General features: G+C 70.3%; 22 protein-coding genes and 3 pseudogenes. 11 read left to right on the plus strand and 14 right to left on the minus strand.

Translation table 11 applies throughout. The features are described from left to right. Positions 1–453 precede the first annotated feature (453 nt). A complete protein-coding gene (locus OG594_RS46060; protein WP_266608684.1) occupies positions 454–789 on the plus strand; it encodes a MerR family transcriptional regulator in 336 nt (111 codons plus the stop codon). A gap of 874 nt (positions 790–1,663) precedes the next feature. Here the strand turns inward: OG594_RS46060 and OG594_RS46065 are convergent. Then, on the minus strand, positions 1,664–2,878 hold the full coding sequence (locus OG594_RS46065; RefSeq protein WP_266603309.1) for an IS110 family transposase: 1,215 nt from the start codon (positions 2,876–2,878) through the stop codon (positions 1,664–1,666). Between the two features lie 414 nt (positions 2,879–3,292). After that, the gene (locus tag OG594_RS46070) at positions 3,293–3,742 is read right to left on the minus strand and encodes a spore-associated protein (RefSeq protein WP_189968811.1); all 450 of its coding nucleotides are present in this window, start codon (positions 3,740–3,742) and stop codon (positions 3,293–3,295) included. 791 nt (positions 3,743–4,533) lie between these two features. Between OG594_RS46070 and OG594_RS46075 the strand changes: the two genes are divergently transcribed. After that, the gene (locus OG594_RS46075; RefSeq protein ID WP_266608686.1) at positions 4,534–4,758 is read left to right on the plus strand and encodes a hypothetical protein; all 225 of its coding nucleotides are present in this window, start codon (positions 4,534–4,536) and stop codon (positions 4,756–4,758) included. A gap of 215 nt (positions 4,759–4,973) precedes the next feature. On the opposite strand, the gene OG594_RS46080 is transcribed toward OG594_RS46075, so the two are convergent. Further along, positions 4,974–5,249 carry an isoamylase early set domain-containing protein gene (locus tag OG594_RS46080; RefSeq protein ID WP_266608688.1) on the minus strand — a complete coding sequence of 92 codons (276 nt, stop codon included), beginning with the start codon at positions 5,247–5,249 and terminating at the stop codon, positions 4,974–4,976. 202 nt (positions 5,250–5,451) lie between these two features. Here OG594_RS46080 and OG594_RS46085 point away from each other — a divergent pair, with 202 nt between their 5' ends. Both OG594_RS46085 and OG594_RS46090 read left to right on the plus strand, forming a co-directional pair. Further along, positions 5,452–5,667 (plus strand): hypothetical protein, encoded by a 216-nt coding sequence (locus OG594_RS46085; RefSeq protein WP_266608690.1) that lies wholly within the window; start codon positions 5,452–5,454, stop codon positions 5,665–5,667. 495 nt (positions 5,668–6,162) lie between these two features. Beyond that, entirely contained in the window at positions 6,163–7,491 is a 1,329-nt protein-coding gene (locus OG594_RS46090; protein ID WP_266608692.1) for a HEAT repeat domain-containing protein, read from the plus strand. A 600-nt stretch (positions 7,492–8,091) separates the two neighbouring features. Here OG594_RS46090 and OG594_RS46095 read toward each other — a convergent pair. The 6 genes and pseudogenes from OG594_RS46095 to OG594_RS46120 all read right to left on the minus strand — a co-directional run bounded on the left by OG594_RS46095 (position 8,092) and on the right by OG594_RS46120 (position 11,962). Continuing rightward, a complete protein-coding gene (locus OG594_RS46095; protein WP_266608694.1) occupies positions 8,092–8,505 on the minus strand; it encodes a hypothetical protein in 414 nt (137 codons plus the stop codon). Between the two features lie 71 nt (positions 8,506–8,576). Then, positions 8,577–9,248: pseudogene (locus OG594_RS46100) on the minus strand (class I SAM-dependent methyltransferase). A 109-nt stretch (positions 9,249–9,357) separates the two neighbouring features. Then, positions 9,358–9,861: pseudogene (locus OG594_RS46105) on the minus strand (hypothetical protein). Positions 9,862–10,045: 184 nt separating this feature from the next. Continuing rightward, complete coding sequence (locus OG594_RS46110) at positions 10,046–10,384, minus strand: ASCH domain-containing protein (RefSeq protein ID WP_266608695.1); 339 nt, start codon at positions 10,382–10,384, stop codon at positions 10,046–10,048. After that, entirely contained in the window at positions 10,381–11,493 is a 1,113-nt protein-coding gene (locus OG594_RS46115) for a hypothetical protein (RefSeq protein WP_266608696.1), read from the minus strand. Before OG594_RS46115 ends, OG594_RS46110 begins: the two co-directional genes overlap by 4 nt. A gap of 250 nt (positions 11,494–11,743) precedes the next feature. After that, positions 11,744–11,962, minus strand: coding sequence for a hypothetical protein (locus tag OG594_RS46120; protein ID WP_266608698.1), 219 nt, complete (start codon positions 11,960–11,962; stop codon positions 11,744–11,746). Between the two features lie 204 nt (positions 11,963–12,166). Between OG594_RS46120 and OG594_RS46125 the strand changes: the two genes are divergently transcribed. Continuing rightward, entirely contained in the window at positions 12,167–13,246 is a 1,080-nt protein-coding gene (locus tag OG594_RS46125) for a DNA-binding transcriptional regulator (protein ID WP_266608700.1), read from the plus strand. Between the two features lie 16 nt (positions 13,247–13,262). Continuing rightward, positions 13,263–13,844 (plus strand): HD family hydrolase, encoded by a 582-nt coding sequence (locus tag OG594_RS46130; protein WP_266608701.1) that lies wholly within the window; start codon positions 13,263–13,265, stop codon positions 13,842–13,844. Positions 13,845–14,006: 162 nt separating this feature from the next. Here the strand turns inward: OG594_RS46130 and OG594_RS46135 are convergent, their stop codons facing one another. Then, positions 14,007–14,405 (minus strand): hypothetical protein, encoded by a 399-nt coding sequence (locus OG594_RS46135; RefSeq protein WP_266608703.1) that lies wholly within the window; start codon positions 14,403–14,405, stop codon positions 14,007–14,009. Positions 14,406–15,302: 897 nt separating this feature from the next. After that, positions 15,303–16,703: an AlpA family transcriptional regulator gene (locus tag OG594_RS46140; RefSeq protein ID WP_266608704.1), complete on the minus strand. Its 1,401-nt coding sequence runs from the start codon at positions 16,701–16,703 to the stop codon at positions 15,303–15,305. Positions 16,704–17,191: 488 nt separating this feature from the next. Here OG594_RS46140 and OG594_RS46145 point away from each other — a divergent pair, with 488 nt between their 5' ends. From OG594_RS46145 to OG594_RS46155, 3 genes are all read left to right on the plus strand, one after another. Then, a complete protein-coding gene (locus OG594_RS46145) occupies positions 17,192–17,497 on the plus strand; it encodes a DUF6247 family protein (protein WP_266608706.1) in 306 nt (101 codons plus the stop codon). After that, positions 17,494–17,760 (plus strand): hypothetical protein, encoded by a 267-nt coding sequence (locus tag OG594_RS46150; RefSeq protein ID WP_266608708.1) that lies wholly within the window; start codon positions 17,494–17,496, stop codon positions 17,758–17,760. Before OG594_RS46145 ends, OG594_RS46150 begins: the two co-directional genes overlap by 4 nt. A gap of 396 nt (positions 17,761–18,156) precedes the next feature. Then, positions 18,157–18,393, plus strand: a complete 237-nt coding sequence (locus OG594_RS46155) for a hypothetical protein (protein WP_266608710.1) — start codon at positions 18,157–18,159, stop codon at positions 18,391–18,393. Here OG594_RS46155 and OG594_RS47500 read toward each other — a convergent pair. Beyond that, entirely contained in the window at positions 18,318–18,704 is a 387-nt protein-coding gene (locus OG594_RS47500; RefSeq protein WP_353962641.1) for a hypothetical protein, read from the minus strand. The genes OG594_RS46155 and OG594_RS47500 overlap by 76 nt on opposite strands. 158 nt (positions 18,705–18,862) lie before the next feature. Then, positions 18,863–20,179 carry an MFS transporter gene (locus OG594_RS46165; RefSeq protein WP_266608713.1) on the minus strand — a complete coding sequence of 439 codons (1,317 nt, stop codon included), beginning with the start codon at positions 20,177–20,179 and terminating at the stop codon, positions 18,863–18,865. 89 nt (positions 20,180–20,268) lie between these two features. Between OG594_RS46165 and OG594_RS46170 the strand changes: the two genes are divergently transcribed. Together OG594_RS46170 and OG594_RS46175 are read left to right on the plus strand one after the other, a co-directional pair. Continuing rightward, a complete protein-coding gene (locus OG594_RS46170) occupies positions 20,269–21,246 on the plus strand; it encodes a winged helix-turn-helix domain-containing protein (protein WP_266608714.1) in 978 nt (325 codons plus the stop codon). 425 nt (positions 21,247–21,671) lie between these two features. Further along, a pseudogene (locus tag OG594_RS46175) lies at positions 21,672–22,201 on the plus strand (transposase). Positions 22,202–22,221: 20 nt separating this feature from the next. Here the strand turns inward: OG594_RS46175 and OG594_RS46180 are convergent. Continuing rightward, the gene (locus OG594_RS46180; protein WP_266608715.1) at positions 22,222–23,916 is read right to left on the minus strand and encodes an alkaline phosphatase D family protein; all 1,695 of its coding nucleotides are present in this window, start codon (positions 23,914–23,916) and stop codon (positions 22,222–22,224) included. Positions 23,917–24,209 lie beyond the last annotated feature (293 nt).

Below are 24,209 nucleotides of genomic sequence, written 5' to 3' on the forward strand. Positions count from 1 at the left end.
CCCGGCAGTGAAGAGCAGTACCTCGGTGAAGGCGTCGGCTGCGGGCGCGCGCACCGGGAAGTTCGGCAGTGGGGTTCCAAGCCAGAGCAGACGCAGGATGGGCGACGGGGCTGGCTGCCGGAGCGTGGCGCTCGGTCAGGCCACGAGCAGTACCAGCAGTTCGCGTTTCCCGCTTGGTAAGCAGTTGATCATCCGAGGGATGAACGGAGGAGTTGAGGCGCCATCAGGACCGCCCGGGCAGAGTGTTGAGTCCGGGTACCGCAGGACATCGATAGTGAGGTGGTCTCCGGTCAAGCAACCGCGATCCCCGCATCTCCCGTCCCCGTTCGGGCGGGTCGGCGGATACAGAAGGTCGGCGCAGAATCAGGGCCGGCAGATGGTGTAGCAGTTCCTTCGGGGCCCTGGTGCCGTACGGCACCAGGGCCCCTCCACGCGTTCCACGAGAGAGGTTCCATGACAGCAGACGTCTCGTTCGGCCGTCTCGACGACGACTACCCCGCTTACACGATGGGCCGGGCCGCCGAGATGCTCGGCACCACACAGGGCTTCCTCCGCGCCATCGGAGAAGCCCGCCTGATCACCCCGCTTCGCTCCGCGGGCGGACACCGCCGTTACTCCCGCTACCAGCTGCGCATCGCCGCCCGCGCCCGGGAACTCGTCGACCAGGGCACCCCGATCGAGGCGGCCTGCCGCATCGTCATCCTCGAGGACCAGCTGGAAGAAGCTCAGCGGATCAGCGCCGAGTATCGCCGTGCCGCCGGATCGGTGAACCCGTCGGCCTCGGCATGACACCCGCCGGGTCACCGGCGAGCCCCGGGCCCCGCGGAGAGAGTGCGCACATGCCGTTCTCCTCTCTCCCGCCGGCCCCCGGCCGGCCCTGCGGATTCCGTAGGCTGCCCGGACCGGGCCGCCTACGCACCGGGATCCACCGAAAGCGGTATGGCAGCGCCGGAGGCCACTACATTGATTCCGCCCAGCGGGGGGCAAGGGTCGTCCGGGGCCGGCGGCCGCGGACTGATCCCAAGGCGTTTAGGCGGCCGCTTCCGGGTGGGGGCCGTGCCAGTCGAGGCACAGGACGGTGGCGTCGTCTTTGGGTGGCTGGCTTCGTTCATGTGAAGTGGTTCTGGCACAACTTCTGTGGTGCGGCGCCGTCGCCCGGCAGAGCCCGGTCGGTGGGAGAGGGAATCGCCACGTCGGCGGCTTGGGCGACGTCGGGCGACCGGCCCACGTGACGCAACACCACAGAAGTTGAGCCAGAACCTGTGAAGTGGCAGCGATTAGTCAGCGGTTTGGGTGGCAGTTGGCGATCTTGGGTGCTGCGGATGTTCACCAGAAGGTTCTGGCACAGATCTTGGGGAGTGGTCACGGATCGTGACGATGCCTTCGATTACAGGGAAGGGGCACGAGGCCGGGTCCGTCAGCGTTCACGCATCCTGGTCCACCACCGCTGAGGACCTGTCCGTGATCCCGGAGGTGGTGGTCCGTTTCGCCACCGAGCAGCTGGATGTCGGTCCGGGTGAGCGCGGTCGGCCGAACCGGGACCGCATCTGCTCCTGGTGCCCCGGTTGCGGCGACGCGCCGACCGGATGGCCGTGCACCCGAGGGGGTGCCTCTATGTCCTTCGTCAAGGACGTGGTGCCGGGTGTGAGGCTGTTTGGGGTGGTCATGCGGCGAGGGTGACGGTTGAGGTTCTGGACTCGTAGAAGGTGCCGTCGCGGAGCATGGCAAACAGGACGCTGATGCGTTGGCGGGCGAGCCGCAGGAGTGCCTGGGTGTGGGTCTTGCCGCGGGCTCTTTGCCGGTCGTAGTAGGTGCGTGAAGCCGGGTCGGCGTTCATGCAGGCGAAGGCGGAGAGGAACATGGCCCGTTTGAGCTGCCGGTTTCCGCCGCGGGGTGCGTGTTCGCCGTGGATCGAGGTGCCCGACGACTTGGTGGTGGGGGCGAGGCCCGCGTAGGAGGCGAGGTGGGCGGCACTGGGAAAGCCGGTGCCGTCGCCGACGGTGACCAGCAGGACTGCGGCGGTCCTGACTCCGACTCCCGGCATCGAGGTCAGGACCGGGTGAAGAGGGTGGGCCTCCAGCAGGGTGCTGATCTGGGTTTCCATTGCCCGGCGCTGGTCATGGACCGCGGCGAGCGAGGCGGCCAGGGACGGGATCACGATGTCGAGGGTGCCCGTGCCTGGAACGATGACGGTCTGCTCGTCGAGAGCGTCGAAGACCTCGTCGATCAGCCTCTGTGCCATCCGCGGGGCCTTGGGTCGGATGAGTTCGACGAGTCTGCGGCGGCCGGCCTTGCGCAGTGCGGCCGGGGATCCGTATCGCTCGAGGAGCCAGGTGACGGCCCGGTGGTCCAGTCGCGGGCCGAGCACGCGCTCCAGCGACGGGTGGAACTGGGTGAGCAGGCCCCGTATCCGGTTGGAGGTGCGGGTGGCTTCTGCGGCGAGGTCCTGATCGAAGCCGGTCAGCACCGTGAGCTCGGCGGTGATCTCGTCGGTCAGCTCCAGCGAACGCAAGGTGTGGGGCATGGTGCGGGCGGCGTCCGCGATGACCGCGGCGTCCTTCGCGTCGGTTTTCGCCTCTCCCGGGTAGAGGTCGGCGATCCGTCGCATGGCCAGTCCGGGCAGGTAGGCGACCTGGCAGCCCGCGTCCCGGGCGACGGTCAGGGGCAGAGCACCGATCGAGGCCGGCTGGTCCACGATCACCAGCACCGTGCCGAACTTCGCGGTCAGCTTGTCGAAGACGGCCCGCAGTTTCGGTTCGCTGTTGGGCATCGGCTTGTCGAAGACTTTCTTGCCCGCCGGCGTCAGTCCGTGGCCGTGGTGAGCTGTCTTGCCGACGTCCATACCCAGGAAGACGCCCACATCGCCGGTGTCTAACATCGCACCCCTCCCGGGTGGTTGACCGTGCCGGCCTCGGCGGTGGCACCGTGCTCGCGCATCCACGTTATGCAGACCTGCCGCCCGCGAACTGCCCGGCATTGCGCCAGGCCAGGCGGTGGCCGGACCTCTCATCAGCGTCTCCGACGGCACCCCACGGGCCCGGCGACACCACCCCCCAGGTCATGCCTTCGACAGAGGGGACACAGTCATACCGGGCCCGGAGGCCAGCGGCCCCATTGCAGGACCGCGAAAAACATAACGGGGGCGGCCGGACGCGCCCTCGCCCCGGCAGGACTCGGCGAGTCTGCCGGGGCGAGCGGGACCGCGGCGGTTCCCGTGCGGTCGTCGGGTCGTAGGTCCTGCCCCCGACGACCGCACGACGGCACAGAACGTCGCGGTCAGGAGGAGCTCGGGTCAGCGGACCTCGGTGACCCGGTGCTCCTTGCGCGCGCCACAGTTGGAGTTGTACACCTGCACGTGCACGTTGCTGATGCCCCCGCCCCAGTCGACGCAGTGGCCCTTGCCGTACACGTAGGCCGGGCCCGCGTACGACGTGTACCGGCCGTAGTCCTCGCCCCGCTCCCAGGTTTCGGGGACTTCGATCCAGAGGGCCATGTCCACGGCCGCGCCCGGGTTGTTGCGGATGGTCGCGACGCAGTTCTTGCCGTTCGAGGCGTTGTACGTCAGGTAGACGGTGCCCAGCGAGCCGATGGCGGCCGAGTTCACGGTCTTGTAGGCGCTTCCGCAGACCTTCTGCGGCGTGGTGTTGGGTGCGGCGGTGGCGGGCGCCGCCAGCGCGGTCGTGGCCCCCAGGGCCAGGGCGGCGAATGCGGTAGTGGTAAGGACGGAACGGGTGAATTTCATGTTTCCCCCTGGTCGTCATTGGAGTTGGTCGCTCCTGCAAGGTGGGACATGCAGGAGCGGCGGAACGGTTGCGCATCGTTCGCAAAGGATGTGACCGCGCCGCCCTGCCACCCCGCCCGCCGGCCGACGGACGACCTCCGACGGACGGCGGGCGGGCGGGCGTCGAGGCCACGCAGGCCGACTTCGCCGCGTTGTGCCAGCAGTCGACGGCTACGCCCGTCACCGCTTAGCGGAGTCGCTACTCACCGCTCCGATCCTCCCCAAGGACCGAGAAGGCGTACGCGGTCTCACGCGTAGCCGTCTCCTCGCAATCGAACATCGAGGAACACTCCGCGACCGCTCCCCAAGATCTGTGCCAGAACCCCGAACTCATCGATATTGATCATGCGGCGGGTTGCTGCCGTCGGGTCCGTTGCCCGGGGGCGGCGGTCTGAGCGCCGCCCCCGGGGGCTTGCCGGACGGCCCCCGGGTCCTGGCCGGGGAGGAGGCCGGGGCGTCGGGTGTCCGGGTGCCGTACGGATCCGGGCGGCAGCCCGTCGTGCGGGCGGGCCTGCCCCATGACGCCGGGGGGGAAGGGGCGTCACGGGGGCGGGGCCCGCTCCGGAAGCACCCGCCCCCAGGTGGAAGCTTCCGGTATCCACGCGTCTAACCCGGCCGCTCTCCTCCAAACGCCTTCCCCTCCAGCAGTTCTGAGATGGCGTCAAGGACTGCTGTGCTCTCGCGGCACGCGAACGCAGCGGCGGGGGTGAGCTCCGGCTGCCGCGCCGGCCGGGGCGCCGCACTGTGGATGCATGGCGGACCAGACGGAGATCGTGATTCATCCCGTGTTGCCGCAGGGCGGGCGCAAGGTCACCGTGCACGCGCTCGGCGTGTACGCGGACCTCGGCCGGGCGTTCACGCCCGCGGACGTGTCGGAGTTCCTGCGCCGGGCCGGGCTGGAGGATGTGGATCTGTCCGAGGACGGGCCGATCCGGTGGGAGGGCGGCGGCCCCGAGGTGTGGACCGGCGACATCTGAAGCCGCCTCTCACCCGGGGGCGTGCTCTCGCAGGCGAGGGCGTGGCCGTTCCGTCATGAACCGGGAGAGCGGTCGGGGAAGCGACGACGGCCCCGCCGCCGGGCGCGAGGTGGCGGGGCCGTCACACGGATTCCGGCCCAGGGTGGTGGGCCGGCGGCACACGTGCTGCCGCACTCAACGCCCAGGGCCGCCGTACGTCACGCCGGTTGGGCCGGTCAGGTGTGAAGGCGGCTGTTGGGGCCGTCCTGGCCGTCGGCGTTCTCGTCGTTGAACCAGTAGTCCCCGGCGGCCAGATACCGGAACGAGTGGGCGCCCTCGGAGGGCAGCTCGACCGTAACGGCCCGCTTGCCGTCCTTGCGCGGGGTGAGGGTGTGGACGCCGGGCTGCCAGTCGTTGAAGTCGCCGACCACGCTGACCGGCCCGGGCGGGATGTCGGCGGGGAGGATGAAGGTGACCTCGGTGCGGTCCTTGCGCAGTGTGCGCTGCAGCATGGGTTCGGCTCCTGACGACGCGGGGACGGGGGACTGCGCCCATCCTGGGCACCGGGCCCCCAGCCCGCATTCCGACGCATCCGCACCAGGTCGCACGATCACCCTCTCGCCACGAACGGTAGTCGAGCTGATGCGAGCGGTGACGCTTCGTGGCAGCGTGGGCCGAGGAATCCACACCCCGCGTAACAAGGGAGTTGCCGTCATGGGCGGTATGCAGGACAAGCGCCAGGAGCCGGGCAAGGGCCGCGAGGAGCAGCAGCGCCCCCAGCGCCCGCAGCAGCCCGGTCAGGACCCGGTCCACCCTGAGCCCGGCACCCCGTCCCGCGGTGGCCAGCGCCCCGACGAGGACAAGCGGCGCCGTCAGGAGGACCTGATCCGCGACGAGCGCGACGACCAGCGCGGCGAAGAGACCTTCTGAGCGAAGCGGTACCCCACGCCCGCAGAGCCCCGGCCAGGCGCCCGTAGTCACCCCGGCCGGGGCTCTGTCATGCAGGCGCCCCGCAGGCGGGCAGGCCTGTCCGGCCCCGGCCCGGACAGGCCTGCCCGCATGCGCGGAGCAATCCCGGCCGGCTCGGGTATGGCGCAGCCCCGGGCAGGAGGTCCCGGGGCCACACTCAGCCGGCCCGCGCCTCGGGCTGCTGAGGAAAGGCCACCATGCCACCGGCTCCCACTGCCCGGTCAGGCGGCACGCCGTCCGGCGGCCCTCCCGATCGTGACGCACAGGCGTCATACCCGCTGGTAGGGCCCGAATCTGTGACGGCTGTACGTCACGGCCACACCCGCACGCGGCGTGCTGCGCGGTTGTCCTTTGACAGGCGATCTTGACCGATTGACAGGTGAGTTTGACCGCTGGGCTCAAGGAGACAGCTCGCCTGCGGGATCGGTGTCAGCGGTCCCTGCGAGCATACGGATCATGAAACGATCCGACGATCTCCTGGCAGGGCTGGACGACATCGACTGGGCAGCCCTGGGGCACGCCTACGGCAGCGCCGAGGACGTGCCTGGTCAGCTCCGGACGGTGTGCGGGCTGGACGAGGAGGCCCGGGAGAGCGCCTTCCGCAGCCTGTTCGGCAACATCTTCCACCAGGGCACCAGGTACTCGGCCTCTCCGTACGCCGTGCCGTTCCTCACCCGAATCGCTGTCGCGGGCCCATTCGGCGCCCGGGCCGACGCGCTGCTGCTGCTGACCCGTCTGGCCATTGATTGGCACGACGAATACGACCTCCCGCTCGGCATCGACACCGCCGCGTGGCGCGCCACAGCCATCAGCCCCGAAGAGAATCTGCGCTGGTACGACGAGCAGATCGCCGCCGAGACCGACGAGGAGCGGCTGAAGAACCTATGCGAGGGACGGGCGTACTGTGCGGCGGGGCACCCCGTCGACGCCCGCGAGGGCGCACTGCGCTCCTATGACGCGGTCCGCGCCCACCTTCCCGTCCTGCTCGAACTGCTCGACGACCAGGACCCGGAGATCCGCACCAAGACCGCCTACCTCCTCGGCTGGTTCCCCGAGGAAGCCGACGCCACCCTGCTCCCATTGCTGGCCTGCCTCGACGGCGAGCGGGACCCAGTATGCGTCGCCACGGTCCTCGTCTCGGTCGGGCTGATCGCCGACCACGACCCGGACGGCCGACTCCGGCACCACCTCGACCACGAGCACAGCTTGCCGCGCTGGGCCGCCGCCACCGCCCTGACCCGCTTGCTGGTGGCGCACCCGGCCGCCGCGCCCGCCCTGCCGCCGGCGGAGCGCATCACCGCCGAGCTGGCGGCCTTTGGCGCCGGGCCGGCCCCCGAGACCGCCACCGCCCACCACGCGGGCGACCTGCACAGCTACACCGTCCGTAGCCTGCTGCACCTGATGGGCGCCGCCGAGGACCCGGACGGGGTCCTCCTGGAGATCGTCCGCGCCCTGCCTCGTATCGAGGAGACCGGAGTCGTGCCCCGCCCGCTGGCTGTCCGCGCCGAGAACCTGTTGGAAGCCCTGTTCGACCCCGCGGACACCGTAGCGGTGTTCGTCGAGCTCTCCCCTGGGCGCCGGGAGTTGCTGAGGGTCCTGGCCGAGTTGCTGACCGCCGCGGACTTCCAGCCCGTGCCGTTCGGCTCCGACCTCCACGAGCGGTTCACCCAGTACGGCCTCCCCGGTACCCTCCCCGCCCTACGCGCCTACGTCGGACTGTCCACCGAGAGTGAGGACCCGAGCGCTTCCCTTCCCGACCCCTGGGCACCGTTCCGCAACCACTGATCCCACCGCCCCTCACCGAGCGCCGGCCGATGGCCGAGATCGGGTGACAGAAACCCAGCAGCGGTCAAACTCACCTGGCAAACGATCAAGATCACCTGTCAGAGGACAGCGGTCCCGCCAGGCCCTGGATCTGCACCGCCCCGAGCAGTACACGACGTCCTGGCGGCGGCCTGCTCCGGCGAAGGTCAGGCGACCGCAGACCGGACAGGTCAGCAGCCGGACCATGCCGGTGTCGCCGCTCCACTCCGCTTCACCCAGCACCAGCCCGAGCCCCAGCATGCGGCCGGCGGTGCTGCGCTCCCGGTACGTCTGGGCTCGGCAGACGTCGTCGCAGTAGAGGCGCCGGGATGGGGCGTCCCTGGGCAACCGAGCCCCACAGGAGGCGCAGAAGCGAACGCGGGCTATGTCTCCAGCGTTGCTCACCTGTCCCGGCCACCCAACTTCGGTCCAGGTTCGCTGTCACCGGACAACGGCCGCACGCGGGCGGGCGTTCGGGCACACTGCGGGCATGGCCGATGACGAGAAGGAACGCAGGGCACAGGCCGCACGGGCCGAGCGCTCGTGACCGCGGCGGTGCAGCCGGCCCCCGGCAGCGCGCGGCTAGACCACCCCACCCGCGGCGATGCGGGTCAGAGGGATGGGACCGCCGTAGACCGCGCTGTAGACGGCACTGGCCAGTTCGCGGGCATCCTGCTCCGTCGTCAGATAGCCCAGATTGAACCAGGTGCCACTGAGGTCCAGTTCGGGCTTTCCCTGAAACCTCTGGGCTGTGTGGAGGCGCGCGACGGCGTCACGTACAGCCTTTTGTGATTCGAGGGAGATGCGGGCCTCTCCGGTCGCGACATCTTGAGTCGTGAGGGTGTCGACGTCTACCACCCACAACTTTCTGACGCTGCGAATAGCGGCGTAGGTGAGCCCGTTGTCTCTGGCCTCGTGCCACTCAGGCGGGTAGAGGCCGTTGGAGGCACTGCCGTTAAGGGCGGGCACGTGTTCGGGGGCGAGGAAGTCGGTCACGAGTAGACGCTACTGTCTCCAGCGGCGTTACGACCGCCATTCTCCTGAGCGAGCGGGGCAACGCCCGTGCATCAGTTCCGGACACCGCGGACCAGCAGGGTGCCGATGTGGTCGGCCTTCGGGGCGTCGAGGATGCGGGCCTGGACGTCCACGAACCCCGCCTCGCGCAGGAAGTCCTCCCACGTCTCGGGGGTGTAGCTGTAGCGGTAGGTGAACATGGCGGGGCCCGCGAAGCCGCCCTTGTACATGCCCTGCGGTCCGTAGGCGCCCGGAATGGCCGGGGGCTGAGAGAAGACGAAGACGCCGCCCGGGTTGAGGCTTCCGGCCACGAGAGGGAAGAGACGTTCGGGGGCGGTGAACCAGGCCGCGCCGAAGATGGAGTACACGGCGTCGAAGGTGCTCTCCCCGCCGGCGAGGTGGGCGAGGATCTCGGAGCACACGAAATCGACGCCGAGGGGCCCGTAACGCTCGGTGCTGTTGGCGACGGCGACAGGGGACAGGTCGACCGCGGTGACCTGCACACCCTGCTCGGCGAGGTAGGCCGCGGCCCGGCCGGTGCCGCTGCCGATCTCCAGGGCGGTCACAGGGTTGCCGAGGATGACCATGCCAGGGTCGGCGGGGTGGTCCTTGTACTAGGTCCAGCGGAGCACCGGCTCGCCGTTGCTCGGGTCCTTCCACGCGCTCTCGGCGAAGGTGTCCCAGAGGGCCTGCTCGTGCTCGTAGTTGTGCGGGGCGGTGGTCATGGTCATGTCCTTCGGGAACGGGGGAAGGGCCCCGCCGGTCGCGCTGGTGAGGCCCACACCATAGGGCGGTTCGGTCGGTTGGCGGGCGGTTTCGGCCGCCGGTCAGCCGTCAGTGGGAGTCGGGCACCTTCGAGTCGCACGGGGAGCAGTCGGCGCCGTCCTTGGCCCACAGCTCCGTGTCCGGGTTGAACCCGCAGGAGCGCAGGAAGTCGGCGGTGCGGATGACGAGGCCGTCGCTGCGGCGCTTGATGAAGGGGGCGTGGTGCTTGTACTTGCCGCCGTTGTAGAGGTCGCAGAACGCGAAGTAGACCGGGGTGTCGAGGATGACCTGGTGCACGCCCTGTCGACGATCTTGCCGACGCCGATGTGGACGTTGGGGTTCTCCATCGACGCGATCATGTACATCACCGCGTTGCCCAAGATGCCCTCGGCGGTCTCGCGGGTGTCGACCTCGTCGCGGAGCAGCAGGGCGATCTCGCGGTCCCAGATCGACATGCCGTCGTCGAGGATGTTGACGGTGAGGTGCTCGATCTTGTCCTGCCGCGTTCAGCAGTTCCTGCGGTGCGCGCGAGCGGGTGGTGGCCTGGCTCGGGTTCTCGATCATGACGGTCATGCGGTGGTGCTCCTCTCGATCGGTTCGAGTGGTGCAGTGGGTGGCGCCGGGGAGCACGTCCCCAGACATGTCCCCGGCGCCGTTCCTCTCCGTGCCGACTGCCTGGCCAGGTGCGGAGAGGAAGAGGTGCGCCCGCCCCGGGCGGTGGTGCTGTAGGAGGTGCGGGGCGGGAGTCTGTGGGGCGTCAGATCAGCTTGATCTCGATCGCCAGGGCGCCCAGGGCTTCCTTCTCGGGGCCGTAGATTCCGCGGATGTTGGCGAGCTGCTGCTCACGGCTCGCGGAGGGGTTGACCTTCTCCGCTCCCTCACCGTCCAGGAGAGCCTCGAAGGACGGGTATTCGGCGACGCGGAGCACTTCGACCTCGCACCGCTCCTCGGTGTCCTTGATGCGGAACTCGATCCGGTCGCCGGCCTTGAGGTTCTCCAGGTGGGGGTACTTCACCCGGACCTCGATCGTCTTGGTGCCGGAGGCCACCAGCTCGAAGTACTGGCGGTAGAGGTTGAGGCGGTGGGTGGTGCTCATGCGGGGGTACGGCTCCCTGTCGTGGTCGTCATCATGCGGCCGATCTCGGCGGCCGAGTACGAGCGGAAGAAGTGCCGGGGGTCGGCGAAGAGAACGTCAGACAGCGTCAGCAGCCGCTCGGCGTACTCGGTCAACGAGCCCGGCCAGTTCCGGGTGTCGAGCATCCACGGCTCCGCACCCTCGGGTAACGTCGCGCGGCCTTCGCGGATCAGGGACTTGGAGAGCTTGGCGCCGGTGTCGGTGACGATCTGCGGGCAGAACAGCCGGGCCGGGGTCGGTCCCTGCGCGAGGCCGAGGGCCTGGAGGGCGCCGTCGACAAGGTGGGAACCGAAGACCCAGTCACCGCCCTTGACCATGACGTGCAGCGTGCTCGGGTCGCCGGCCGCGGAGAGTTCCTTCACCAGGTTCCGGTACAGCGTGGCGAGGTCGAGGTAGGTGCCGACGCTGGGGGTGGTGATCCCGCTGTAAGGACCGTGGTGGAGGCAATGTGCGTAGACCTGGGCGCAGTCCTCGCCCTCGATGACGACCCGGGTCCGCTCGGCGTACTTCTCCGCCCAGCCGCACCCCGGCTCCAGGCAGGGGACGCGGACGTGCGGGACGCCCGTCGAGGGGGCCAGCCACCAGCGGGCCGCGTCCAGCCGGGGCAGGATCCGCAGCCACGTCCTCCGGTACGTCTCGGTGCGCTGCTGCTCGGAGTAGGTGTTGATCTCGTACCCGATTCCGGTGAGCACGGAGAGAGCCTCGAACAGGGGGCCGTACACCTTCTCCACCTGGCCCCGGATCTCGTCCTCGCCGAGGGCCTGGGCGTAGGCGCGCTGGTAGCGGTGGCCGCTGGTCGGGTCCGTCGCGATTTCGTGCGGGGCGTTGTCGAGTGCGCCGAAGACGATGCTGACGGGAAGGTCGAAGCGGTCGCGGACGCGGGCCGCTGCGGCGAACGTGAGGGACTGGACCAGGGAGGTTCCGATGTGCGGGGCGCCGTTGATCTGGGTGCCCACGGTAAAGACGACGCGCTGGGGGGCCTGCGCGCGGATGCGCGGGGTGAGGACGTCCTCGGCATAGGTCAGTGCGTTGGCGAGGACGGTGTTCGGCGACGCGGGATGGGCGGACACGGCTTCTCCCTCGGGGTCGGTGGTCCGTGTGGTGCTGTGCGGGGGTCAGCGGGCGCGGCCTGGCGGAGGGCCTGGTGGTCGGCGATGACCCATTCGACCCCGCCCCCTTCCGGCCTGATGAAGACCGCCTCGGGGATGACACGGCGGGTCGCGGGGTCCTCCCACTCGCCGATGAACTGCACGACCCCTTCCCGGTCCCTGGCGGGGTCGAAGATCCGGGCGCCTTCGTACAGCCAGGAGGGGCGCCTGCTCACTGCGTACCGTCCTCGCCGGCGGGAGCGACGCGGGCGTGCAGGGCGCCGAGCTTCTGCCAGCCCCGTTCCGCTCGCGCCATGAGGGCCGAGGAGGGCTGACCGTACGTCTCGGCGGTGCCGGAGTCGACGGCGAAGGCGTCCCAGGGGATGCGCTCTGTGGGCTGGTCTTCGAGCTGTCGGGCCAGGGGGCGGCGGGGGAGTTCGGGGCCGGGCATCGAGCGCTCCTCTCGGAGGCGGTGCAGCGGGACGCAGGGACCGGGGAGGTATGACTGCGCCCCGCTGCCGGGGGGTGCGGAGTCAACATCGGTCCCATGCAAGGGGCCTGGTCGTTCCCGCGAGATGAACGTACGGTCGCGCTGCGTGCGGTAGGACTGACTGCGGGTACGTGTTACGGCAGGGGCCGCACCGGGGAGCGCGCGATGGCCACGAGACCAATCACCGGCACGATCGCGGGCTTTGTCCTGCGTACGGCGCGGGAGTCGGTGCTGCTCACTCAGGCGGGGATGGCCGAGGCCCTGGGCGTGGACCTGGCGTCGGTGCAGGGCTGGGAGTCGGGCCGGCGGCCGATCGCAAATATGAGGGCGGTGGATCTACTAGGGCTCCGGCGGCGGCTGGCCGGGCTTGGTGCGGACGCGGCGATCGTCGCCCTGTTGGACGCGGCGATGGATGCGGACCGGATCATCGCGGCCACGCTCCAGCCTGTCGAGGGGCCGCACCCGCTGGCCGAGTGGGTGCACACTCGGGACACCGCCCACATGCTGGCCTGGGCGCTCACCGGCATCCGGCCGCCGTCCCTTGCGGGTATCCCGGCCCCGCGCCGAAGGGGGCCAGCAGCGGATTCCCCGCTCCTTGCCTCCCCGGACCGGGCAGCGTTCTTCGAGCGGCTGCGGAACACGGCGGAGGCGGCCCCGCGGACCGACGCCCAGGGCGTGCTCCTGCACCGCCAGGCCCTGTACCTGACCTCGTACGACAAGAGCCCCGAGGCGGTGGCCTGGACCGCTCAGGCCCTGCATGCCCGGCGTGGTCTGCTGGCCCGGCGGGGGTGGACTCCGCAGTGGGCCGAGGCGCGTTCGACGGCTACCGCCCTCGCCCGACTCGGGGATCCGGTGCCGCTGCTCGACTTCATCGAGCGGGCGATGGTGGACGACGACGCGGGCGAGGCCGCGAACTTGAACTACTGGGCCTACTGGCTGGGAGGTACCCCGTTACCGCAGTCCGACGACATGTTCATGCGGGACCGGCAGCTCACGGGCTGGGATCCCGTCACCCTGTTGCGAGGTTTGACGTACGGACTCCATCACGCCCCCGGGTACGTCGACCTGTACGCCCACACGATGTGGGCCCTGCTGTCGGCCCACCCCTGGCTCCCGCAGGCGTCCGGCCTGCTGGTGCGGGACCTGGCGGAGCGTACCGAGCGACTGCTGGACGGGGGCGGCATCTCCGAAAGATCCCGGCGTGAACTCACCAGCGTGCATTACGTTCTTCGTGATCGAACCTGAAACTGGAGGTCAGCAGATGGCAGACGAGACGGCGAACGCCCAGGGCACAGCTGGATTCCTCTTCGAGATGGGCGTGCTCAAGAACGCGAAGCGAACCGGCTGGTGGTTCACCGGGAACAACAACCCGGAGTCGATCGCCGAGCACTCGTTCCGCGTCGGCATCGTCGGCGCCGTGCTGGCCATGATGGAAGGCGTCGACCCCGCGAAGGTGGCGCTGATGTGCCTGTTCCACGACACGCAGGAGACGCGGATCGGGGACATCCCGCACATCGGACGGCGGTACATCGACGCGGCCTCGAACGAGACCGTCACCGCGGACCAGGTTTCTGCCGCGCACCCTGCGGTCAGGGCCGGCGTGCAGCGGGTGGTGGGCGAATACGAGAGCGGTGACACCCCCGAGGCGATCGTGGCGAAGGACGCCGACAAGCTCGAATGCCTGGTGCAGGCGGTGGAGTACCGCGCCCAGGGCTACACCCTGGTGCAGGACTGGATCGACACCTCGCTGAACAGCCTCAAGACGGCGTCGGCACAGGCCCTCGCGGAGGCCGCGCTGACGATGTCTCCGCTGGAGTGGCGCAAGACCTTCCTGGGGCAGTAGCCGGGCCTGGAAACGAAGTAGCCCTCGGTCCTGAGCGCTTGGACCGGGTCCATTTAGTTGTGTACTCACCGTATGCGGCCGGGGCGCCGGGTTGGTAATGCCCGAAAACTCAGGAAGCCCCCGCTGGCCGGCTCGGTTCCGGGGCGGGGGCTGGTTCGGGTGTCAGGCGGGGATGTAGCGTACCGACCTGCCCGAACTGGCCTGCGGTACCGGCTTCCCGTGCCACTTCTCGTAGGTCTTCTTGCCGGGGCCGAGGACCTTCACCTCGACGGCCTTCTTCTTGACGAGCTTGACCTCGTGGCCTTCACCTTCGTCGGCGTCGTACGGGCCGAAGATGCCGGTGATCTTCGCGACCGCGCGGACGATACCGCTGTACACGAACAGCACATGCGAGCACGCGCGGGCGCGCTCCGTGTTGAGGCTCCAGCCCCAGCGGTTCAGCTCGGCGATCCGCTCGTCCGTGAGGCCCTCCTTCCAGCCGTTTTCCGTCCGGCCGGAGTAGTCCCGCGGCTTCACGGTGCCGGGGTAAGTGGTGAGCTTCAGCACGAGTATCTCGGGCATGTGTTCCTCTTTTCGTTGCGTTTCGCGCCCCGCCGGAGCGTAGGGCGTCACCAGGCCGCCTCGCCGTACGCCATCCCGTAGTGGGAGCGGTCGTCGCAGCCCTCGCACTCGTCGTCGCCGCAGTCGCCCGGCTCGTCGTCCCGGTCCTGTTGGTACTCGCCGTGGCGTCAGCCGGAGCACCTGGTGGAGCAGCCGCAGCCGGGGTACTCCGGGCAGATCATGGAGTACGTCCAGCCGCAGGTCTCGCATAGCACGTCGTCAAGGTCAGGCTCGGCGGGGCCGGCGCGGTATCGGCGGGCTCGGTGGTCATCGCGCGATCTCTTTCGTGATCAGGTTCGGGCTAATGACAGCGCCGGAGCGGATGCAAGTGGAGCACGCGTATCCGTAGACCCGGTGCGGTTCGCCTCGCCGGTTACCGGCGCAGACCGGGCAGGTCTGGCCCTCACCGGCGGTCGGGTAGAGCTGGCCTTCGCCGGTGCGGTGAAGGGACGTCAGGCGGTGCAGCAGCGTCGGCTCGGGCGCCACTGTGCTTCTACCTGTGGGAGTGGCGATGTCTTCACCCGTCGACAACGGGACATTCACTCAGCCCGAGCGGCTGGAGCGGCTGCGCGGTCTGCTTTCGGGGGCGCGCGAAGAGGAGTGTGCGGGGCGCGCTTTTGGCCCGGAGTCGGTCGCCTATGGAACACGGCGCCACGGGATGGTCTACCTGCAGTGATCATGTTTCATGAGGCGTTGCAAACGGTGGGACGCATGAAACACCCCATGAAGGGCGGGGGTCTCCCGGGGGAAGGCTGTCTGGCTCGGTCGGGGGCGGGCTGCTGTCTGGGCTCGGGATACAGTCACGCGAAGGGGCCGGAGCCACTGTCATTGGCTCCGGCCCGCTGCGTGCTTGGACAATCAGTCGGCGTGCTGCTCGCGCGGCATGAGCAGCGCGAAGTACGTCTCGCGGGCCTCCTGGCTCAGCTCGCCGTCCAGGGACAGGGCCTGCCGCAGGGTGCGGAGCGTTGCCTTCGTCGGGATCTCCCACCGGTCGTGGGCCTCGCGGACGATGTCGCCGATGTAGTGGTGGGCGGACTCGGGGTGGTGACGGATGAACCAGTCGAGCATCTTCGCCACCGGCACCGTGAGGTGGAGGTGGTACCAGCTCTTCTCGCCCGGCTCCTCCTTCCGGTGCGCTGCGGACGGGCGGTTCATGGCGATGGCCTCGGCGAAGCCGTTGAGGATCGCGCCCTTGACGGTCGGGCCGAGGACGTCGGTCGGCAGGACGCGGTCCAAGCTGACGGCGACGTCCCAGGCGAGGGTGTCCGCGATCTCGCGGACGGACTCTTCGTTCCGGGCGCGCAGGATCCACCGCTTGCGGACGTCCGGCCGCCCCCACAGGGTGCTGTGGAAGTTGGCCGCGAACCGGTCGCGGACCGCGGCGGCGCCGGGTGAGAGATTGTCGCGGTCACCGGCGGACATGGTGGCCTTGATGCCCTCGTAGGAGCGCTGGCGCGCTTCCACCCAGTCGTCGGCCACCGCCCGAGCCCACTGGACGCGGCCGTTGACCATCGCCTGCGGCTGGGGGACCTCACTGTTGCCGCGGGAGATGTAGGCCCGCAGCGTGGAGGAGGTGATGTTGCCGAGCTCCGCCATCTCCGGCACGCCGAGCAGTTGCGCGCCGGTCAGCTCGGGGCTGGCGACGTCGACCACGCACCGGGCCAGGGGCAGCGCGCCCTTTCGCTCCTGGTGGTGCTTGGCCCACAGGGCCAGGTGGTCGCCCCAGTTCTCCGGAGCCCCTTCCTCAGGGTCGAAGGTGAGGACTTTCCCCACATACGCCTTGTCCGGGTCGGCGCGGCCGTCGAGCATGTCGGCGGCGCTGACCGTGACGGCGGCCCGGGCCTTGCGCCGCTCGTGGTCCTGCTCGACGGGGTTCCATACCTGCCCGGGCCGGTACCAGGTGGTGCCGTCCCACCAGTAGCCGCCGGCCCGGAAAAGCAGCGCCTCGCCGCCCCAGTCGCTGTGCAGGGTGGAGGTGTCGCCGTCGCGCATCAGCAGCACGGTCCGACCGCGGTCGGGGTGGTAGCGCACCGACCAGCCGAGCGAGTGGTCGAGCGGATCGGTGGTGAAGGCGTACCAGCTGTTGTCCTGTCGGTTGCGGTCGTAGCGCCCCCACATGCCGCTGGCCTCGTGGCGGCCGACGGCCTCGATGGCCTCGGGGCCCTCGTCGAGGGGGATGTGCGAGTCGTCGACGAACGGCAGGCCGGGTACCGGGTGGTCGGTGCGCAGGCCGTTCGCGAGCGGACGAGCGTGGGACATCGTGATTCCTCATTCCGCGTCAAGTGTTGCATTTCTTGTGCAGCGCATTGCCTACTCTCTTATACATCGTCAGGGGAGTTTGTGATGCAGCGTTTTCTGGCCAACCTTCTGCAATGGGTGCTGTCGATTCGCGTGCAGGGGAACGGGGTTGGAGGTCACATCGGATAAGTGCTGGTTATCCGACGCGATCCTGCGTCTGCGCGCGGCACGATCTCGGCGGCGTGGTCCCCCGGTGTCGTGGTGTGCCGAGCACGGGACAAGGTGGGGCCGGTGTTGGAGTGGCTCCCCGGTGGCGGGCTCCGCTGCACCGACCTCCGCCGTGCGGAAGCGGCGAAGAGCGCGGCGTGAAGTTGCAGTTTCGTCCCGCCTGCCGATGCGCCCGGGCGCGGCAGCAGGCGGGATCTGGGCCGCGGCATCCGTCCGAACCTCCACGGCCCAGGCCACGGCGCTCTACCCTGGCCGGTAGCACCCGCCGCCAGGAGGAGCCGATGAGCGCCCAGCCCGACCACACACCCGCCACCCCCTACACGCCCGCCCCCGGCGCTGCGGCCGAACTCCTCGCCCAGCTCCGGGCCGACCGCCGCGCCGAGCAGTGGGTGCCGGCGTTCGAGCGGGACTGGGCCAAGGCCCTGGAAGACGCCCGCCACGCCTTCAGCCTCACCCCCCTGCACGAGGTGGTGCGCACCTGGCAGCTGCGCGTCGCCGTGGCCCCGGACGTCGACGCCTTCATGGACTCCGGACAGGACGACTCCGACTTCGTGGACCTGGACGACGTCCTCGGCGGCCGCCCGTGACCGAAGAACAACCGTGGGCGGTCCGTCTGTCCCCGCAGGCCGCGAAGACCCTCGCCGAGCTCCCGGGCCCGGCCCGGGAGACGGTCCGCGACGTCCTGGACATCGCAGTGCGCTCCCCGTGGGGCTGGCCCCAGTGGAACGCCGGCGATCCCGAGGGCGAGGACGTCCGGGCCGCGTCCGTTGGGCAGCTGTCCGTCGTCTACGTGGCCAACCGGCTCACACGGCGGCTGTCCGTCCTGGGCATCGTCTGGCTCGGCGATTGATCGTGCGTCGGGCTGCTGCCGTCGGGTCCGTTGCCCGGGGGCGGCGGTCTGAGAGCCGGCGCCGGGGGTTCGCCGGATGGCCCCGGGGTCCCCGGTCGGGGAGGAGGCCGGGGTGCGGGGTGTCAGGGGGCCGTACGGATCCGGGCGGCAGCCCGTCGTGCGGGCGGGCCTGCCCCATAACGCCGGGAGGCAGGAGCGTCACGGGGGCGGGGCCCGCTCCGGAAGCCCAACCCCCCAAGGCCTGGCCTCCGACACCAACGCGTCTGACCCGGCCTGTCCTCCCCAAACGCTTTTCCTGCCAGCAGTTCTGAGAGATCGTCACGCTCAGCTGTTCTCGAGCCCGTGCGCGGAGCTGCTTCATTGATGGTCAGGGCGCGGAAGCGGGCTGCGCTCCGGATGCCGTGCCGTCCGGGCCTGCACGATGGAGCGCATGGCGGATCACACCCGCTGCTCGGCCACCGGGTCCGCGGCATCGCATCCGGCATCGAGGGCGAAATGGTGGCCGTCGTCCGCGAGGAAGTCGCCACCCACACCGGCCCGCGCTGGACCCGCCACGCCTACATCGGCCCCGAGGCCGGCGGCCGCGAACTACCGACCGCCCTGGGCAACATCGAACCCCTGGAAGCGCCCTGACCGCTCCGCATCCGGGCGGTAGTGGAGGGTGCCAAGGCCATCCGCCGGCGGGGGCCGGGCCCGCGTGTACTACGCGACGGGGAGGTTATTACCGAACACTGCCCCTGCCGCCTGCCTCTCCCCGCCAGTGGGCGAGGTTGTGTCGGGTGGTGAGGGTGTGGGGGTGGTCGGTCCGGGCCCAGCACCCGCATTCGGTCGGCCAGCAGTTCGGCGAGCGCGGCGGCGGCACCATCTGCGTCCCCCGCCTGCCCCCGCCAGTGGGCGAGGTCGTGTCGGGTGGTGAGGGTGTCGGGGTGGTCCGCGCCCAACACCCGAACCCTGTCGGGCAACAACTCGGCGAGCGAGGCGGCGACACCATCCGCTTCCCCGGCCGGCTCTCCGGCTGATTCCGATTGGTGGAATGATTGTCTGTCAGAGAGGCGTGGGGGTGGGGTGCGTGGCGGCTCGCGGCCGACTCGACCGGCGACGGTTACTGAGCAGGAGAACTACACGCATGCTGTTCGGTGCCGTTCTCTGATCCCGTTGAGTAGTTCGGGACGGGGACCGGGGCGATGGGCGGGTGCCAGGTGAGAATCCAGCCGGCCGTGAGCGCCGCCGCGCCGCCTGCCAGGGCGATGGCGCCGCCGGTTCCGATGACTGCGGCCACCGAGCCGAAGCAGACCGGCCCGACGCCCTGCAGCGTCATGCCGCCGGAGCCGAGCAGACCGAAGGCCTGGCCCTGGCCATCTGGCGGCAGGGCGTTCAGGAACGGCCGTTGCAGGCCGAGACCGTAGGCGAATCCGAAGCCGCTGAGCAGCAGCAGACAGGACGAGACGCCCACTCCGGGCTCGGCAGCGAAGCCGACCAGCGGCAGTCCCATCAGCGCAATCAACGGGACTACCAGTCGCTCCCGGCTGGGTGGTAGTAGGAGTCGGCCCACCAGCAGGTCACCGACGAGCATGCCGACCGGCAGACAGCCCATCAGCACCGCGTACCAGCCGGGCGCGAAGTGGCGTCCTCCGGCGTAGGCGACGATCAGGCCTTCCGCGCCTGCAACGAACGCGGGCGGTAGCCACTGGGCCAGCATCAGTCGTCGCACCGTGCGTCCGCGCAGCAGCAGGCCGGCACCGTGCAGGCTTGCCCGGACGGCCCCGCCCTCGCCCCGAGCGCTGCTGGGTGTGCCGCCGAACTTTCCCGGCTGCAGCCGGGGTAGCCGGATGCGGATAGCAAGCGCGCAGCCGAAGTAAAGGGCGGCGCTGACCGCTAGCGCCCGGCGCGGGCCGAGTGCCGCGACGACCGCACCTCCCAGCGCCAGACCGAACAATTGCGCGCCGGAGGCAGCGATGTTGTTCAGTGAACGGCCCAGTACATAGGCGTCGCCCTCCAACGACTGCGCGACCAGCCGACTCGACGCGCCGCTGAACACCGGTGTGGCGAGGGCGACCAGCGCCACGACACCGAGGCTTGCCGCGACCGGCATCCGCACCAGGGCGATCAGCAGGGCGGCGGCGCACGTCAAGGCGTAGCCGCCGGTGATGAGGGCGCGGGGCGGCAGTCGGTCGGCCAGTGAGCCCAGCAGAAGCGAGCCAAACAGCTGCGGGATGAAGCCGATTCCGAAGGCCAGTGCGCTCAGCACCGCGGAGCCGGTGGCCGAGAAGACCAGCACCGAGAACGTGGTGATCCGCATCGCGTCCGCAGTGATCGCGACGGTGCGGGTTGAGAAGAGCAGTCGGAATCGCGGCTCGGCCAGCACCTTCCGGTAGGTGGCACGGTGGTTGACCTGCGCGGGTTCGGCGGTTGGGGTCATGACGCCCAGCCTCGCCGTGTGCCCACGCCACTCACCAATGATTCGTCGCTGGACGAATCGGAACAGACGTCCTTCGGTAGCATGACCGGGTGCTGCGCTTCGAAGTCTCCGTCGAGGACCTACTGCGCAGCCGCTTCGCGCTCTCGCCCGCACTGGACCTCTGTTTGCTGCTGCGCTCGCTCGCCGGCCAAGGCCAGCCGCTGCCGCGAGCCTGGGCCGCCCGGCTCATGCCGGTCTTTGAACGGCTTCGCCGCGAGACCGAACTGGACGCCGCCCTCGCGCTGCAGGCCCCGCAAGGCGGACCGAACTTCGTCGCCCCACCCCCGCGCGGCCTCAACCAGAACTGGGCTGACGACCTGTCCGTGATCCGGGCCACACCGCTGGAAGCGGCCCGCCACGAAATCGCCACCACCGCGACCGGACCGTCCGCCCGTGATCCCCGCGTACGCGCTGTGCTGGACTCGGCGGACGCCGTCTCCAGGATCGCCGAGGCGATGGACCAGGCGTGGCACGAGCTGCTCGCCGCGGACTGGCCGCAACTGCGCGCGATCTGTGAGCGCGATGTCGTGTACCGGGTGGGGGTGATCGGCGAACACGGATGGGCCGCGACCATCGAGAGCCTGCACCCGGGCGTCGCCTGGCACGCTGGCGGTCTCGAGATCGGCTTCTTCCGAGGCGGAACAGTCCGCCTCGCGGGCGACGGGCTCCTGCTGATCCCTTCGGTCTTCGTCGGGCATATCGCCGCCCACATGGAAGACCCCTGGCCCAGGACCTTGGTCTATCCTGCCCGCGGCACCGCCGCCCTGTGGGGCGAACAGGGGACCGTCCCCCAACCGGACGCGCTGACCGCTCTGGTCGGCCGGGCCCGAGCCCGGCTGCTGTTGGCGCTGGATGCCCCGGCCAGTACCAGCCACCTCGCCCGAAGCCTCGCCATGGCACCCGGCGCGGTAGGAGACCACCTCTCCATCCTGCGAGGCGCGGGACTGCTCGTCCGCGCCCGGTCCGGACGGTCGGTGCTCTACCGGCGCACCCCGCTTGGCGAGGCACTGGTCGCCGGTTCGGGCTGAGGGCTCAGATCAGTGGGGTTGCTGGTGCGTTCGGTGCGTGAGGTGTTCGACGAGTCGGAGGCGGCGGGTCTGCTGCGGGTGTCGGTCGGGGCGTGGCGGTGGGCGACGGGTTCGGGTCTGGTCCCGGTGGCGGACGCCGGCCGGGGGCGGTGGTCGAGTCCGTCGACTCCGAGGCGGTCCGTTCCGCGCTGCGGTGCCCGGTAGGCGCGGGGGAGAGGGCGGACCGGTTGACGGAGGCCTGGGGGTGCCGATGCCGCCCATACGGCCTCGGGTGACGGCGTCGGCCGTCGGGCATCTCGTGAAGGCTGGCCTGCCGGTAACGAGCACGCGGTGGAGCTGTGGAAGAAGGAGGTGTGGCCGCGGGGAAAAGCCTCGCGGCGGCGTCCGGTGCCGGGATCCTTTTCGAGGACGAAGCCGGCTTCTCGATGACTCCGCCGCGTGGCCGCACCTGGGGCCGGCGCGGGCAGACCCCCGTCGTCCGCGTCCGTGGCAGGTCCCGCCGCCGGACCTCGGTCGCCGCGCTGTGTTGCTACAAACCCGGTGAGAAGAGCCGTCTCATCCACCGCCCCCGCACCCATCTCCTGCTCAAGGGGGCACGCAAGAGCTTCTCCTGGAAGGACTACCGCGACCTGCTGGTGCGGGCACACATCCAGCTCGACGGCCCGATCGTAGTGGTCTGGGACAATCCCATTTGGCCGCCGGGCTGAAACGGTACGAGGCCGAGCACGACTGGCTTACGACCGTCCGCCTCCCGCCCTATGCGCCTGACTTGAACCCCGTCGAGGCCGCCTGGTCACTCGTGCGCAGAGCAATGGCCAACACCACCTTCGAAACACCTGACGACCTCGACCGCATACTCCGCCGCGAGTTACGCAGAATCCAGCTCAGGCCGCACCTGATCGACGGCTGCTTCACCGCCACAAGTCTGACCCTCGCACCACCGACCCCACCCTGAAAACCTCAGTAACGGGGGCGTCAACTTCCGTCCGTCAGACTGCGATCGAGGACGCCGACAAGCCGCGCTCCCGCGCGGTCGGTCCCGCGGCGCCCCCGCTCGGCACCCGCCGAGGCCCTCTCCAGCCGCAGCCGCGCCGTACGTCCGCGCAGTGTCAGCGTCATCAACTGGTTGCCGAACCACGGTCCGCCGGTGCGCCCCCACCGGATCGCCGGTCTCGCGACCCGTCCGTGGCGGGCGAGGAGATGTCCGATCCCCTTGGCGAACCGGCTCCAGCCGAAACGGAATCCGACCCGTATGGCTGCGGGCACAGAGTTATGCAGGGGTGAGCAGGTGAACTGGAAGACACGGGAGCGCGGCTGCCGCCCGGTGGTCCAGACGGGCTCCGCCACATACGCGTGATGCACGTCCCCGGAGAGCACGCACACCGTCGCCGGGGCCGCCTCGGCCCTCCCCACCTCGGCGACCGTCTCCGTCAGCCTTCCGAACGACGAGGTGAACGCCGCCCAGTGCTCCAGGTCCGCCCGCCGGCGCAGCCACTCACCGAAGCGCGCCCAGCGCGGCCCGCGTTCGCCCCGGCAGAGCGCCGCGTGCCAGCCCTCCGCGAAGTGGACCATCGGGGGCAGCAGCCACGGGAGCGAGGTCCCGACCAGCAGGTGGTCGACGCCGCCGGGGTCGTCGAACGCCTGCGTCCGCAGCCAGGCCGCCTCCTCGGCGTCCAGCATCGCCCGGTGCTGCTCCTCCAGCACCCGCGCGGCCCGGGTGTCGACCATCAGCAGCCGGGTGCGGCCGAAGTCCCTGCGGTAGCTCCAGCGCGCCGTCGACGGGTCGGCGTCGGCGCATTCGGCAAACGCGCGCAGCGCCTCCGTGCCGTCGTCGGCCGCCAGTACTGCCGCGTACAGCTCGTCCGTGGCGAGCTCGGCGGGGGAGAGGTTCCCGAGGTGCTGGTAGACCCAGTACGACATCAGGCCGCTGGTGATCCGCTCGTGCCACCAGGGCGTTGCCCGCATGTCCGCTACCCAGGCGGCGCTGGTGTTCCAGTCGTCGATGACGTCGTGGTCGTCGAAGATCATGCAGCTGGGTACGGTCGAGAGCAGCCAGCGCAGTTCGGGGTCGCCCCAGGACTCGTCGTAGAGGTGGGTGTACTCCTCATAGTCGGCGACCTGGTCCGGCGGGGCGGCGGAGCCGGTGCCAGCGGCCCGCCGATGCCGGGCGATCCAGGCGCGGGTGTCGGCGGACGTCTCGTCCGCGTACACCTGGTCGCCGAGGAGGAGGAGAACGTCCGGACGTTCCGCCTCTGGGTCGGCGGCGAGCCGGGCGGAGAGGGTGTCGAGGACATCGGGGCCCACCGGATCGGGCTCGCCCACAGCAGACGCCGCCCACCGGCACGAGCCGAAGGCGACCACCGCGCCCGTCGCCGGGACCGGCGGCGTGTGGATGGTGCTGGGCGGCTGGGGCGAGTCCGCGAGGGGCCACACCCGCTCGCCGTCGAGCAGCACCTCGTACGTTGTGGCGGACCCAGGGGCGAGCCCGGTCACGACCACCAGTGCGTAGTGGTGGCCGACGACGCGGAACGTGGGAGCTGAACCACCGCCGCCGCCCGGGCACCGGACCTCCGCCGTGCACGCCCGGTCGGTCTCGACCCACACCGTCGCGCTCGTGCCCGACTCCCAGTCCACGTGGCGCAGGAGCGGGCCCAGCCTCAGACCGGCCATCGCGAGTCCCCTTCCGGTGCTCCGCACTGTACGGAACGGCCGCTCCGTACAGTACTGAACGGCGGCGGAAGCGGTGCCGTTGCGCTGCCGGGCCGCCCCGCGTCGGACTTGGCGGACACGGGAGCAGCGGGTCCTGGTGCCGGTCGCGGCGTGGCGGTGGGCGACCGGTTCGGGTCTGGGCCCGGCCGCGGACGCCGGGCCGGTGGTCGCGGGCGGTGGTGGAGGCCACCGACCCGGCCGGAGGCGGTCCGGGCGGCGCTGCGGGGCCCGGTTGGGGCGGGGTGGGCGGCGGA

It is taken from the genome of Streptomyces sp. NBC_01214 (genome assembly GCF_026340975.1).
Classification (GTDB): Bacteria; Actinomycetota; Actinomycetes; order Streptomycetales; family Streptomycetaceae; genus Streptomyces.